Source organism: Chondromyces crocatus, assembly GCF_001189295.1.
GTDB lineage: Bacteria > Myxococcota_A > Polyangia > Polyangiales > Polyangiaceae > Chondromyces > Chondromyces crocatus.
Genome location: NZ_CP012159.1, coordinates 7,707,012 through 7,721,742, shown reverse-complemented (window position 1 = coordinate 7,721,742; position 14,731 = coordinate 7,707,012). Strand labels below are relative to the sequence as shown.

Genomic DNA, 14,731 nt, shown 5'->3' with positions numbered 1-14,731 from the left:
GCCCACGTTGTCCTACATCTTTACAGGTAGCCTCAATGGCGACCGCCCAGCCGATTGCGACCAGCTCGAACGCGCCTCAACGCCCCTTCAACAGCGAGGAGCTGCCGCGCCGTTTTGGCCGGTATCTCCTCCTGCGACGCCTGGCGAGGGGAGGCATGGGAGAGGTCTTCCTGGCCTCCACGGCCGGATTCGAAGGCGCTGAGCGGCCGGTGGTCGTGAAGGTGATCCGCCGTGAGCATGCGGCAGATCCGAGCTTCATCGCTCGATTCCTCGACGAAGCACGCGTCCAGGCTCAACTCCAGCACTCGGGCGTTGCTCAGATCTTGGAAGCCGACATCGACGAGGAGAGCGGAGAGCCCTTCGTCGTCGTGGAGCACGTCGAGGGGAGGAGCCTCGGTGACGTACGCGCCCGGGCGGCTCAGGTCGGACATCAGATCGGGTGGTCCGAAGCTGTGGCGATCGCGACGCTGATCGCCGAGGGGCTCGCTCACGTTCACGAGCGCAAGGACGCCGCAGGTCGCGCGCTGGCCATCGTGCACCGCGACCTGTCGCCGCAGAACGTGATGGTCGGCTTCGCGGGCGACGTGAAGATCATCGACTTCGGGACGGCGCGCGGACAGAACCGCCGCTGCCACACCGTGGCGGGAGTGGTCTTCGCCAAGCCGGGCTACGTCGCCCCCGAGGTCGCCAACGGCGACCCTGGTGACGCTCGCGTCGACCTCTATGCGCTGGGCATCATCCTGTGGGAACTCTGCGCAGGGCGGCGTTTCCTTCAAGGGGATGCCCAGGCGCACCTGGCCGCGGTCGCCCAGAATCGGACCAGTCCACCGCCGATCAGCGCGTCGACGGGCGCGCCCGTGGAGCTCGATGGCCTCATCGCGCGGCTGACTTCCTTCCAGCGCGAAGAGCGTTACGGCTCCAGCCGAGAGGCCGCCCGTGATCTCGCCGCCCTGCTGGCCGTCGCCGAGCCCCTGCCGAGTGGAGAGCGAGGGATCCGGGCGCGTGCCGCGCACTTCATGCACGCTCTCTTCCCTGGTGAGCCCGGGCGCGCTCGGCGCGAGTTCTCCGAGCATCTTGCCGATGCGCGCGCCCGTGGGCTGGGGCGTCATCGCCCTGTCGAATCGGGGGGTCGACCGCCGGTCGCGCCCGAGACATCGCAGGCCTCCGCGGAGGCGGAGGAGGTGCCTCGAGAGCCGATGAAGGGACGAGAGCGTGCTGCCGGCGGGCACCGCGCGGGCGCAGAGGCGTTCGAGGCGCCCGGGTCGTTGCCCGGGACGCGTTACCAGCTCCTGCGCGAGGTCGGACGGGGGGCCTTCAGCGTCGTGTACGAGGCGGAGCACGTGGATCTCGGGCGTCGCCTGGCCCTCAAAGTGATGCTCGCGGAGCACGCGGGCTCTCAGGAGATCGCCGCCCGCTTCCGACGTGAAGCGAGGGTCCTCTCCGCGCTCGCCCACGATGGCCTCGTCAAGGTCCACGACTTCGGCGTCGCGACGGACGGACGGCTTTTCTGCGGTATGGACCTCTGCGAAGGAGAGTCGCTGGAGACCAGGCTCTCGCGTGAGCGCGTGATGGACTGGCGCGAAGCCTTCGCGATGGCGCTCCCCGTCCTCTCGACCCTCGAGCGCGTCCACGCCGAAGGGGTCGTGCACCGTGATCTCAAGCCTGGCAATGTCTTCCTCCTGCGGGCGATCGAGGGTGGCGCCTCCGCGGTGTCGGGCCAGGGCGCCGCGGCCACGCTCGGGGGACTCCGCGTGAAGCTCCTGGATTTCGGACTCGCCACCGGCCCTGACGACGCCGCCGAGCCCGGCCTCACCCCGGTTCGCTCCGCGGTCGCCGTCGTCGGGACGCCCGAGTACATGGCCCCGGAGCAGGCCTCGACGGGCCGTGTCGATGGCCGCGCCGACCTCTATGCGCTCGGCTGCATGCTCTTCGAGATGATCACCGGGAAGCTGCCGTTCGTCGCCTCGAGCACGGTCGCGCTCCTGGAGGCGAAGACCCGAGGGAGCCCGGAGCGTGTGCGGGAGGTCGCTCCCGAGCGCCAGATCCCGAGGCACGTCGATGAGCTGGTGATGCGTGCGCTGGCGCGGCACCCCAGCGTGAGGTTCTCGAGCGCCGCGGAGATGCGCTCGGCCCTGGAAGCCGCGCTCGCCACGCCCGCGCGTCAGCGCACGCGGCGGCGTGTGGCGGGATCGCTGGTGCTCACCGCTGCGGTGGCGCTCGCGGCGCTCGCCTTCTCGGGCAAAGGCAGCAACGTCGTGGACCTCGGCGCCCGCGCGGCTTCCTTCCTCCCCTGGCGCGCGCAGCCCGCCGTGGTCTTCCCTCACGACACCGGATCGGCGCAGGAAGCGGAGCGCGCGACCGTGAGCGAGACCGCCTCCGTCGAGACGCAGGCCGGGACGCCTGTTACCGCCGAGGCGAAGACACCATCGGGGGAGGGGCCCAGCTCTCCCGCCGCGCTGGCTGAGCGCGCGACACCCTCGGTCGATCTCGTCGAAGCGCACCCGGCGGCGGTCGCCCTGCAGGGACCGCCGACGCCTCCTCCTGCGCCGAAGAGCCGACCGAGGGGAGCCTCCAGGGCCGAGCGCAATGCTCAGCCCGCGTCGCGGAGCGCGGATGCTGGTGCGGCCACGGCAGCCACATCGAAGGCGGCGACATCGAAGAAGGCAAGCGCCGACCGGAGCGACAAGGGGAGCGCCCCCGAGGAAGCGCCCTCCGCCACGGAGGCGACGACCAAGCGAGAGCCCCAGCAGACCGCTGCGCTCCGAGCGTCCGCGGACCCCACCGAGGACATGGTGAAGAAAGTCGCTCCCGAGCGCGCGACCGACGCCGACGACGGGGCCTCGCAGGAGGAAGCCAAGCGCCGTCGCAAGCGGAAGTCCCGCCGGGCCAAGGCCGACTGAGCGCACTGCACGACGAGGGGGCGATGCAGCGCCCGAGCGGCGCCCACCCCCGCGTGGACCATCTTGCCGCCACGTTGTATACCGCCCGGCTCAGATGGCCCAGATCACCCTTCCTGCGCCGGGATCCAACGCAGTCACCGCTGGCCCACCCAGGCGCGCGATCCTGCGGCTGGCGCTGCCGACCGTCGCCGCGATGCTCACCCAGAGCGTCGTCAACGAGGTCGACATCGTCTTCTTTGCGCGCCTGCCCTGCCCCGAATCTTCCAATGCGCAGGCAGCGCTCCTCCCGTCGCTGATCATCCTCTGGCTCTTCGGTGGCTCGCTGAGCGCGATCTCGGTGGGCACCCAGGCATTCTCTGGCCGCAGGTACGCCGAGAAGCGCTTCGAGGACGCGGGCGCCGTCCTGCTCAACGCGCTGCTCTTCGCCACGGTGGCGGGCGTCGCTTTCTCGGCGCTCGGCTATCTCCTGATGCCGTTCTTGCTGGGGGCCATCATCAAGGTGGAGGGGGCCCGCCAGGCGGCGCACGAGTACCTGCAGTGGCGGTTGCTCGGGGTCACTTCCATGGCAGCGACCTTCGCGCTGAAGGCGTTCTTCGACGGTATCGGCAAGACCCACATCCACCTGGTGTCGGCCGTCGTGATGAACACCCTCAACATCGCGCTGTGCCTGCTGCTCATCTTCGGCAACCCCTCGCTCGGCATCCCGAAGCTCGGCATTGCCGGGGCTGGCATCGCGGGGGTCGTCTCCACCTACGTGGGTCTGGCGATCATGGTCGCCTACGCCCTCTTGCCCGAGTACCGGAAGCTCTACCGACCGTTCCAGTGGTCCAGGCGGAATCGCTCCCTCACCTGGTCGATCCTCAAGCTCTCCATTCCTAGCGGCGTCGCCACCATCGCCATCATGACGGGGTTCGCGCTCTTCTATGCGATCGCCAGCCAGCTCGACAGCATTGCCCCCGCCGGGGCGGTGTCACCGCTGTGCCCTGGAGGCCGCTCCGAGCCCGTCTACAGCGCGGCGACCACCGTGATCGTCGGCGTCCTCAAGCTCACCTTCACCGCCTGCCTCGCCTTCGGTACCTCGACGGCGACCCTGGTGGCGCAGTCACTCGGCGAGAACGATCCGGAGAAGGCGGCCCGCTTCGGCTGGACCAGCGCGCGCCTCGGTCTGGTCATCTTCGGCGTCGTCGGTCTGCTCGAGGCCGTCTTCGCGCAGCAGATCCTCTCGGTGGTCAGCGGCAGCGAGCTCGTGCAGCAGGCCGCGCTCCGCCCGATGCAGGTCATGGGCGTCTGCACCCCCATCGTCGCCGTCGCGATGATCCTCACCCAGGCGCTCTTCGGGGCCGGGAACACCGTCTTCGTGATGGTGGTGGAGCTGGTTCTCCATTTCGCCTGCCTCGTCCCTCTGGCCTGGCTTTTCGGGATCACCCTGGGCTTCGGCCTCATTGGCATCTGGGCGGCCGCCGTGCTCTATGTCGTTCTGCTCGCGGCGATCATGGCCTGGAAATTCCGCTCGGGAGACTGGAAGAACATCCGCCTGGACCCGGCGTCCACCTAGTCGAGCCGACGGACGCGCCGCTCGTCCTGCGAGGGCGGCGCCGACCTGGGACGTCGAGCCGCGCGGCGCGGGTGCTCGCGATGGACAGTCTGCCGAGACGTCCGGTAGCTTGTCTGGATGCAAACGAGAAGGCTGTTTTACGGGTGTACTCGGGCCGCGGGCGCGGCCCTTCTCCTCGCGTCGCTCGGCGTCATCGGTGCAGCTTGCGGCGACGATGGGGCGGGGGGCTCGGGCGGTGACACCAGCAGCGGTGGCGCTGGAGGCACGGGCGGCTCGGGGGGCGAAGGTGGCGAGTCGGCTCTCCCGCCGGGGTGTGACGTCTTGCTTCGCGCAGGCGTGGATGACGAGGCCGCCGTCCAGACCGCGCTGATCATGGCGGAGGTCGACAGCACCGTCTGCTTCAGCGCCGGGAAGTTCGCGTTCACCAATGAGCTGAGCCTCTCGGTTCAGGGAGTCACGCTGAAGGGGGCAGGGCGCGACGAGACCGTCCTCGATTTCACGGAGCAGGACGTGGGCGCCAATGGCGTCTTGATCCAGTCCAATCAGGTGACCGTCGAGTCTCTCGCCGTCATCAACCCGCCAGGCGACGGCATTCGCGCGAACGGTGTCGCCGGGATCACGTTCCGTAACGTCGCCGTGCGGTGGGACGCCGATGCGGCCGTGGAGAACGGCGCGTATGGCCTCTATCCCGTCAGCTCGACCGACGTCGTCATCGAGAACTGCGTGGTGAAGGGGGCGCGTGACGCTGGCATCTACGTCGGCCAGTCCGAGCGGATCCGCGTCGTCGACTCCGAGGCCTTCGGCAACGTCGCCGGCATCGAGATCGAGAACTCGACGGACGCGCTCGTTCGAAACAACTACGCGCACGACAACACCGCCGGCATCCTCGTGTTCAACCTCCCCGGGCTGCCGGTGCTCGACGGCAAGCGCGTGAACGTCTTCGAGAACCGCGTCGAGAACAACAACCTCGACAACTTCGGCGTTCCAGGGACCACCGTGGCCAAGGTCCCGCCTGGCATCGGCATCATGATCCTCGCGTCGGACGACAACGAGATCCATGGCAACACCCTGAGCGGCAACCGCTCCGCCGCCGTGCTGGTGGTCAGCTACCTCAACATCCTCTTCGGGATGCCGAACGATCCCCAGTACGACAAGTTCCCCCAGGGGAACTACGTGCACGACAATACCTATACCGACAATGGTCAGGACCCTGCGCCGCTCATCGCCTCGGTGACGGTCACCAGGCCCATCCCGAACGTCCTCTGGGACGGGTGCATCGATGCGGCAGCGGTCGACGACGGGCACCTCACCAACTGCGTCTCGAGCGAGACGTCGAGCTACCTGAACTTCAACTACTGCAACGACTTCCCCGTTTCGAGCACGGATCTCGACGAGGTGGCGTGCACCTATGAGCCTCTCCCGATCGACTGAGCGCATCACGCTCGCCCTTGGGCTCGCGCTCGCCTCGATGACCTGCGGTGGCGAGGAGAGTGGACCGTCGACGTCGGGCACCACGACCACCACGACCACCACGACCACCACCGAGACCGAGCCTGAGCCCACGGGAGAGATCCCCTACGACACCCTCTCGGAGTATGGCTTCTTCGAAGGGAACATGGCGGAGCTGCAGCCCAGGGCGGGCGTCGTCCCTTACGACGTGCTCTCGCCCCTGTGGGCCGATCACGCCGAGAAGGGGCGGTTCATCGTCCTGCCCGAGGGCGAGCGCATCGAGCTGAGAGAGGTTGAAGACTGGGAGTTCCCCCTGGGAACGATCATCATCAAGACCTTCTTCTTCTCGCTGGACCAGCGCGCGCCCGAGGGGCCTGCCCGCATCGTCGAGACCCGCCTGCTCATCCTGGGCGAGGACGGCTGGGTTCCCCACACCTACCTCTGGAATGACGAGCAGACCGAAGCGAAGCGACACGTCGCGGGGGGCCGCGTCGACATCGCGTACGTCGACGAGCAGGGCGTCGCGGGTCAGACCCAGTATGTCGTCCCCAACACCAACCAGTGCAAGAGCTGCCACCAACGCGACGAGAATGTCGTGCTACTCGGCCTGATCACGCCACAGCTCAACCACGACGTGGGCACGCCAGAGGGGACGCGGAACCAGCTCGAGTTCTTCGCCGAGCAGGGGCTCTTCGCCGGGGACCTCCCGCCCCCCGCGTCCCTCCCTGCCTTCGCCGACCCGAAGGGGAATGAGCCCCTCGACGATCGTGCCCGAGCGTACCTGCACGCCAACTGCTCCCATTGCCACCGACCTGGTGGCGCTGGAGGTCCCAGCGGGCTGGTACTTCTGGAGTGGGAGCGTACACCCCTCCAGAACGGCATCTGCAAGATCTCCGTCGCGGCGGGGGCGGGGACCGGGGGGCACACGTACGACATCGAGCCAGGTCACCCCGAGAACAGCATCATGATATTCCGGATGAGCTCCACGAATCCGGAGATCAAGATGCCCGAGCTGACCAACCGCATGCCCGATCAGGCGGGCATCGCGCTGACCAGCGCGTGGATAGCGGCCATGGATCCGCCAGGGTGCGGAGTGATGCCATGAAGGGAACACGTGCCATGAAGCTCGGAAGCAGGATCATCGCGCTCGCCCTCGGGCTTTCGCTGCCTTCCTGCACGTTCATCATCGATCGCAGCGCGGAGCAGTGCTCGACCGATTCAGACTGCTCGAGCTTTCCTGGCACGGTGTGCTCGGCCGAGAAAGTGTGCTCCGAGCCGGCCTGCTCCACCCACCAGCAGTGCGTGGAGCAGCTCGGTCCCTACCACGCCTGCAAGGTGGCGGACGGCGTGTGCATCGACATGCGCTCTCCTGAGTGCACGGTCGTCGAGGGAGACTACGCAAAAGAGGACGCCATCCTGTTCGGCGTCGTGGTGCCGACGGAGGGAGAGGCCGCGGAGAAGGGGCGACTGATCACCAACGCCGTGCGGCTCGCGCTGAGGGAGATCGGGCAGACGGCCAATGGTCTCCCGCCCGCCCCCGGGAAGTCGGCGCGTCGCCCTCTCGCCTTCGTGGGATGCAACGACGACAGCGACGCCGATACGGCCGTCACCGCTGCCAAGCACCTCGTCTCGCTCGGGGTCCCTGCGATCGTCGGGGCTGCCTTCAGCGGCATCACCATCAAGATGGCCACCGAGGCCACCATCCCGGGAGGGACACTGGTGATCTCGCCCTCGTCCACGAGCGTGGCCATCACCGATCTGGCCGACGACGGCCTCGTCTGGCGCACGGCCCCCTCCGACATCTACCAGGCCGAAGCGCTCACCCTCTATGCGCAGACCATCCAGGACTCGGTGCGCCAGCAGCTCTCGATGCAGGCGGGCGACAAACTGCGGTTCGCCATCGTGCACAAGGGAGACGCCTACGGGAGCGGGCTGGGAAGGGCCGTGGAGATTGCTCTCCAGCTCAACGACGCTCCCGCGCTCGCTGTCTCGAACAACGGCTTCTACCAGCGCTTCGACTATGGCGATCCCGACAACGCTGCCCAGAACCCGCCGAAGTATGCGGCGGCCATCCAGGCCATGCTCGACATGGAGCCGCACATCATCTTCGCCTTCGGCACGCGCGAGAGCGTCCTCGATGTGATGGCGCCGATCGAGGCCGGATGGCAGAGCGTCTCCTACAGGCCACGCTATGTGCTGTCGGACGGCGGGGTGATCCCCCAGCTCTGGAGCTCCGTCGTCAAGGACGATGCCCAGCTCCGGCGACGGATCACCGGGACGATCCCCGGGACGACCAACCCGCGCTTCAACGTCTTCCGTGGCGCGTACAACACCCAGTTCCAGGACGGCACGAGCCCTGACGTCTTCGGTGCGGCTGGCGCGTACGACGCGGCCTACCTCCTCGCCTACAGCACCGTCGCCAGCGGCGCAGCCCAGCCCACCGGCCACGAGCTGGCGAGCGGCCTCGCAAAGATGGTCCCACCCGGCCAGCTGGTGAACGCTGGCGTCGATTCGCTCAGCACCACCTTCAGCTTGCTCGGGCGCGGCGAATCCATCGATTTCAACGGTGCTTCCGGGCCCCTCGACTTCAACGTCGAGACGGGCGAGGCCCCCTCGGACATCCAGATCTGGTGCATGCCCGCCAATGCGAACGGCGTGGCCCAGAGCAACGTCTTTTCCGGCATGTACCTCTCCGCCACCTCGGGCAGCCTCACCGGCACCATCGGCGCCGTGTGCGACTGACGCCGCCTGCGCCGAGAGGGGTCGCTCAGGAGCCCCGCCGCACAGCCCCCGGGTCGTCGAGCAGGGAGCGAACCCGCTCTGCCAGCTCCGATGGCCGGTAGGGCTTGGGGATGAAGGCGATGCCGGGCTTGAGCATGCCGTGGTGCACGATCGCGTTCTCGGTGTACCCCGACGTGTAGAGGACGCGGAGGCCAGGGCGCTCCTCGACCAGCGTGGCGGCGAGCTCCTTCCCGCCCATCCGGGGCATGATCACGTCGGTGACCAGGATGTGGATCTGCCCCGCGTGCGCCCGCGCCACCCGCAGCGCCTCCTCGCCGTCGGTCGCGACCAGCACGTTGTAGCCCAGGTCTCCGAACAGTGACCGCACCATGACCCGCACGGGGCCGTAGTCCTCCACGACGAGGACGGTCTCGGTCCCCGCCACCTCACGCGCGACGTCGGAGCGGGCCTCGGGCGCCGTCATGGTCTGCTCGACCCGCGGGAGATAGACACGGAACGACGCCCCGCGCTCCGGCTCGCTGTAGACCGCGATGTGCCCCCGGTGCTGCTTCGCGATCCCGTAGCACGTGGACAGCCCAAGCCCTGTCCCCTTGCCGGCCTCCTTCGTGGTGAAGAACGGCTCGAAGATCATCGAGAGCAGCTCCGGGGCGATCCCCGTCCCCGTATCGGTCACCGTCAGCATCACGTAGTCGCCGGGATCGACCTCGGCGCGACGCCGCGCGTAGTCGTCGGAGAGCGTCACGTCGGCCGTCTCGATGGTCACCTTGCCACCGCTCGGTATCGCGTCCCGCGCGTTGACCACGAGGTTCACCAGCATCTGCTCGAGCTGCCCCGGATCACCCTTCACCCGACCGACCCGCCGCGCCGGGAGCCACACGATCTCGACGTCCTCCCCGATCAAGCGGCGCAGCATCTCGATCGCGTGCTCGACCAGCTCGTTGAGATCGAGCACCCGCGGCTCCAGCACCTGCTTCCGTGCGAACGCGAGCAGCTGCCCCGTCAGCCGGGCCCCTCGACCGGCCGCCTCGGTGATCTGCTGGAAATACTCCCGAGCGCGGTCGTCGCAGCGCCCTTGCTGCAGCCCGAGTTCCGCGCAGCAGAGGATGGCCGTGAGCAGGTTGTTGAAATCATGGGCCACGCCTCCCGCGAGCCGCCCGATGCTCTCCATCTTCTGCGCCTGCACGAGCTGCGCTCGGAGCTGTGCCCGCTCCTCCTCGGCTTGCTTCTGCTCGGTGAGGTCGAGCAGCGTCCCCAGCAGCCGCTGCGGCTTGCCATCCGGGCCGAGGGTCAGCATCGCGTGTCCCGCCACCGTCCGCGTGGCCCCGTCGGGCCGTACGACCCTGAACTCCGCCGTGCCCCCCGGCGTGATCTCCTGCCCATCGCCCCAGCTCGCGCTCTGGGCTTCGCTCGTCGCGGCTTCGAGCAGCTCCCGGAGCAGCCGGAGCTGCTCGGGGCGATCTTCGGGGTGGATGCGCTCCAGGTAGTCGTTCGCCTGTCCCGTGAGCGCCGACGGCGAGAGCCCATGGATCGCGCACATTTCCTCGGACCACTGCACGACGTTCGTGGTGAGATCCCACTCCCAGATCCCCAGGCTCGCGACGCGCGCGGCCTCACGCAAGCGCGTATCGCTGCGGCGCACCTCGTCCTCGACGCGCTTGCGCTCCATCTCGGCCGCGACCTTGTCGGCGAAGAGCTGGAGCATCGTCTCTGGCCGCAGCGACTCGTCGAGGGGCTTGCTGTCGAGCAGCGCCATCACCCCCAGCACCTGCTGGGATGACGAGAGCAGCGGGACCCCCAGGTAGCTCTCCATGGACAGGGCCGTGAGCCGCTCGTCTCGAGGAAAGAGCGCCGCGACGCCGCTGCGGTGGAACCGGAGCCGGGGCTCCACCACCTCGGCGCAGGGGCGCCCGGCCAGCGGGAAGTCGAAGCCGCTCGCTGGCGCCCCATCGAGCCACGCCGCCACATGGCGCACACGGTCTCTCCCTGGCTCGACCAGCTCGACCACGTACGCGCACCGCACCTCGAGCGTCTCCGCGAGCGCGCGCACGAGCGACTCGATGTACGCATACCCCGTCGACGCGGTGCTCTGCACGATGTGCTGGAGCGCCTGCTCCATCCGCACGCGGCGGGTGATGTCGTTGATCGAGAACACCACCCCCGTGACGTCCCCTCGCGCGTCACAGAGCGGCGCCCCGTTGATGGAGAGCAGCTTGTGGCGACCATCGGGCAGCTCGATGGCATGCCGCACATCGAACACGCTCTTCCCGCTGCGCATCACCTGGACGAAGGGCGACATCTCGTCGCGCCACGGGCTCCCGTCGAGCGTCCCGCACCGCCATGACGGCGAGTCGTACGTGCGGTGCAGGAGCTCCTCCGGCGTGGCGCCGAGGATCTCCTTGGCCCGACCATTGGCGAAGACGAGGCGCCCCTTCGTGTCGAGCACGGTGATCGCCGCGATGCTCGTCTGCATCATGGCGCCGAGCAGCGCGGGCCCCCCCTCCGTCGGCGCTTCGGAGCCGGGTGATGACGACGCCTCGCGCAGCCGCGAGAGCTCGTCCTGGAGCCGCGCCACCTCCCGTCGCGCCTCCTCGAGCTGCCGTCGCAGCACCTCGTCTTCGCTCATCGCCCCTCCACCCTCGATGATGATGGATCCGTCGAAGATGGCCAGCCTACCAGAGGAGCCAGGAGCGAGGGAGCGCCGGTCAGAAGCGACCGCGCAGCACCGCGCCGCCGCTGGTCGGCCCTGCGACGGGCACGAGCTGTGGGCGGAAGCTCCCGGTGGAACGCTCGGTGCGCGGCTCAGGGAGCAGCACGAGCAGCGCGCCGACCCCGACACCAGCGAGCCCGGCGGCGAACGAGGCGGTGGCCACATTGGCCGTGACGCGCGCCTCGTCGCGGAGCGCGCCGCCCTCGGGCGCGCAGCGATTGGACGGGCCGCAGTACTCGTTCGACGCGGAGCGCTGCGTGAACGCGAGCACGCCCAGGCCGGTCCCGACACCGATTCCGGCGAGCCCGATGGCACCGACCGTCCAGCCCACCAGCTTGCGCGGGCTCGTCCCGGTCGAGCCTCGCTTCTCCGCCACCGGCCCTGGCTGTGCCGCCACCTGCCGCGGCGCGAGGGCCGGGATGGCGACGACCTTGTGCTCTCCGGACGTCATCTGCACCGTGGCCGAGAACGGCTTCCGACCCGGCGCCGTGGCCTCGATCACCGCCGTTCCTGGATCGAGCAATGTCTTTGCGCTCAGCGCGCTCGTCGGGACGCGATCGCCGTTCAGCGTCACCTGGAGCCCCGGCGCTGGATCGACCACCCGGATCGTCAGCTTCGGCACCCGAGGAGCGAGCGCCGAGGCGCGCTCCGCGGCGAACTGACCGCGCGGATCCCCTGACAGAAGCGCCCGCTGCTCGGTGGACAGATACCCACGGTACGCCGTCGCGAGCTTCCCTTCCTGCTCGCGACAGGACGCGAGCAACCCCTCGGTCCCGACGCGAGGATCGAGTTCCTGGCTCTCGGCGAGCTTCGCGCAGGCCTCCTGGAACAGCCCTGCGTCGTAGAGCGTCCGTCCCTCGGCGAAGAGGTCCTCCGCGCGGGAGACGGCGGCCGCGGACCGGGTGTCTCTCTCTTCGCGCGCCTGACCGCGGGGGGGCTCGGCCGCCGCCGCGCTCATCCCCGACAGCATGAGGGCGAGGGTGATGCCGAGCGAGAAGGAGCGTCGGGAGTCACCTGTCACCAAACACCTCCCGAGCGCTCTGCGGTGTTCCTTGCCGTGCCGCCGGGGACTCCGCCCCCGTCGAGCCATGACCTTGCGAGGTGGCTGCCGGAGCGGGGAACGACGCTCCCGCTGCCCGCTGACCCTTGAGCCCTGCGTGCGCCGGCGTGCCCCCGGGCGGTGCCACACGAGCGCGCCGAGCTGCCTGACGCGCTTCAGCCGTCGCCGTGCGCGCGGACTCCTCACGCTGATTCTCGTGACGCTGCTCCTCCTGACGCTGCTCCTCGTGAAGTACCGACGAGCCCCTGTCGTCGGAAACCGCCGTCGTGGAGAGCCGCGCGGCCGACGTCGTCGTCGCTTTCTGAAGCGCACCCGCGCGCCGGACCGCGCGTGCGAGGCCCGTCGCCGCCGTGGCCGAAGGGGGCGTGGGCCCCGCGCTCATCGACTTCAGCCCCGCGATCAGCGCGATCAAAAGGGCTCCCGTCACCAGCATCACCACGGCTGCCCCCGTGGAGCTCCGCTGCAGCCCCTGCCCTCGCCGGACCCTGGGCGTGGGCGCCTCTTGCGCCAGCACCCCCCCCGGCGTGGGCACCACATCGCCGCGACCCCCCGAGAGCACCACCGCGCGCCGCAGCCCCTTGCCACCGCTCGACACAGGCAGTGTGTTCGTACCTCCCGCCCGGTTCCAGCCGGGCCCCGTCGCGACGACGTTCCGGCTCGACGCTGCGCCTTCCAGCACCTGCGCCACGTTCCTCGCCGACGCATCGGCTCCTGGCCCACCGAACGGCGCGATGGCCTGCGCGAACCCGGCCAGATCGGGGAAGCGCTCTGCGGGCGACTTCGCGAGCGCCCGCGCGATCGCCACGTCCAGCCCTGCTGGCACACCCGGAAACGCCACCGAGAGCCGCGGTGCCGGCTCGTCGAGGATCTGCACCGCGAGAAGCCCCAGGTTGTCCGCGGAGAACACACGGCGCCCGGTGATCAGCTCGAACAGCACCACGGCGAGCGCATGCTGATCGCACCGCGCATCGACCGGCGCGACCGGCATCATCTGCTCCGGGGCCATGTACGCCGGCGTCCCGCACGCCGCGCTCCGGTTCGTGAGCGTGAGCGGCGCACCCCCGAGCGTTCGCTTGGAGATCCCGAAGTCCAGCACCTTGATCAGCGCCGACCCATCCCGGCGCCGCGTGAGGAACAGGTTTGCCGGCTTCAGATCGCGGTGTACCAGCCCGAGCGTGTGCGCCTCGGCCACCCCCTCGCACGCTTGCAGGATGTAGTCGACCGCCTCCTGCAGCGGCAGCCGACGCCTTCGCCGCAGCTCGGCCTCCAGATCCCGCCCCACGAGCAGCTCCATCACCAGGTACGCATCGCCCGCGTCGGTGCGCCCGAAATCGAGCGCCCGCGCGATGTGGTCCCCGGGCAGCTGCGCCGCGATCCGCGCCTCGTCCAGGAACCGCTGCAGCGCGTTCTTGTCGGCCGCCACGTCCTGGAGGAGCAGCTTCACGGCCACCCGCTTGCCGAGCAGCGCGTGCTCCGCCTCCACCACGACGCCCATCCCCCCGCGCGCGAGCACGTGCTCGACCCGGTAACGACCGGCGATCCACTCGCCCGGAGCCGGAATTCCCCGCGCCGGGCCCACCTTCTGGGGCGAGTCGGGAGACCGCTCCGTCTTGTCGCTCCCGGGCGATCCATAGGCCCCGCTCTCGGGCTCGGTCGGCGTCGGCCAGGCGCCGAGCCGCGCGGTCGCGTTGCCGCTCACAGCCCACCTGCGTGGCTGTTGAAAGCGTCCTTGTGGCAGACCCCGCCAGCGCAGACGCCCTTCTTGCAGTCGTAGTTCTCGCGGCAGTGCTGCCCTTCACGACAGCGCTCGCAGTACAGACCGCCGCAGTCCACGTCCGTCTCCGTTCCGTTCTGGATCCCGTCCCTGCACGTGCCGGGTGGAGGTGTCCCGGCGTCCGGGCCCCCACCGCTCGTCGTGCCCCCCCCGGTGCCGCTGGTGCTGCTCGTCGTGGAAGCCGTGCTGCTACCGGCCTCGCCTGCGCCCCCGTGACCTCCGACATTCGCAGGCCCGCCGCCTTCCAGACCAGCGCCACCTGCACCTCCGCTGCCCGTGGCGCTCGGTACCCCGCCCAGCGCACCGGAGCTACCGTCCTCGAACTGTCCTCCTTGACCCGTGTCGGTGGTGACGGGTGCCTCCAGCGGCTCCCAGTCCAGATCCAGAAGCTGTGCACAGCCTCCGAGCGCTGCCATCGCGAGCAGCGCCAGCTTCTGTGCTCCCTTCGTCCCTGTCACTGCGGCAAGGAATCTCACGGCTCGTCGCCCCTGTTGGGCTGGCTGCACGGGGCGGGCCAGGTGGAGCGTCCTTGCCGAACGGAATC

At 69.4% G+C, this 14,731-nt stretch carries 9 protein-coding genes; 5 read left to right on the top strand and 4 right to left on the bottom strand.

Annotated features, from left to right (window positions below):
* Positions 1 to 35: 35 nt before the first annotated feature.
* The 5 genes from CMC5_RS27650 (at position 36) to CMC5_RS27630 (ending at position 8,646) form a co-directional block, all read left to right on the top strand.
* Positions 36 to 2,900, top strand: coding sequence for a serine/threonine-protein kinase (locus tag CMC5_RS27650; protein WP_050433218.1), 2,865 nt, complete (start codon positions 36 to 38; stop codon positions 2,898 to 2,900).
* A gap of 94 nt (positions 2,901 to 2,994) precedes the next feature.
* Positions 2,995 to 4,455 carry an MATE family efflux transporter gene (locus CMC5_RS27645; protein ID WP_050433217.1) on the top strand — a complete coding sequence of 487 codons (1,461 nt, stop codon included), beginning with the start codon at positions 2,995 to 2,997 and terminating at the stop codon, positions 4,453 to 4,455.
* 117 nt (positions 4,456 to 4,572) lie between these two features.
* Positions 4,573 to 5,886 (top strand): parallel beta-helix domain-containing protein, encoded by a 1,314-nt coding sequence (locus tag CMC5_RS27640; protein WP_050433216.1) that lies wholly within the window; start codon positions 4,573 to 4,575, stop codon positions 5,884 to 5,886.
* Complete coding sequence (locus CMC5_RS27635; protein ID WP_050433215.1) at positions 5,864 to 7,009, top strand: SO2930 family diheme c-type cytochrome; 1,146 nt, start codon at positions 5,864 to 5,866, stop codon at positions 7,007 to 7,009. Before CMC5_RS27640 ends, CMC5_RS27635 begins: the two co-directional genes overlap by 23 nt.
* Positions 7,010 to 7,023: 14 nt before the next feature.
* Positions 7,024 to 8,646: an ABC transporter substrate-binding protein gene (locus CMC5_RS27630; protein ID WP_050433214.1), complete on the top strand. Its 1,623-nt coding sequence runs from the start codon at positions 7,024 to 7,026 to the stop codon at positions 8,644 to 8,646.
* A 25-nt stretch (positions 8,647 to 8,671) separates the two neighbouring features.
* Here the strand turns inward: CMC5_RS27630 and CMC5_RS27625 are convergent, their stop codons facing one another.
* From CMC5_RS27625 to CMC5_RS27610, 4 genes are all read right to left on the bottom strand, one after another.
* Positions 8,672 to 11,269, bottom strand: a complete 2,598-nt coding sequence (locus tag CMC5_RS27625) for an ATP-binding protein (protein WP_050433213.1) — start codon at positions 11,267 to 11,269, stop codon at positions 8,672 to 8,674.
* 79 nt (positions 11,270 to 11,348) lie between these two features.
* A complete protein-coding gene (locus CMC5_RS46105; protein WP_050433212.1) occupies positions 11,349 to 12,374 on the bottom strand; it encodes a hypothetical protein in 1,026 nt (341 codons plus the stop codon).
* Positions 12,364 to 14,112: a serine/threonine-protein kinase gene (locus CMC5_RS27615; protein ID WP_050433211.1), complete on the bottom strand. Its 1,749-nt coding sequence runs from the start codon at positions 14,110 to 14,112 to the stop codon at positions 12,364 to 12,366. The genes CMC5_RS46105 and CMC5_RS27615 overlap by 11 nt, the downstream gene beginning before the upstream one ends.
* The gene (locus CMC5_RS27610) at positions 14,109 to 14,663 is read right to left on the bottom strand and encodes a hypothetical protein (RefSeq protein ID WP_156338900.1); all 555 of its coding nucleotides are present in this window, start codon (positions 14,661 to 14,663) and stop codon (positions 14,109 to 14,111) included. Before CMC5_RS27610 ends, CMC5_RS27615 begins: the two co-directional genes overlap by 4 nt.
* Positions 14,664 to 14,731 lie beyond the last annotated feature (68 nt).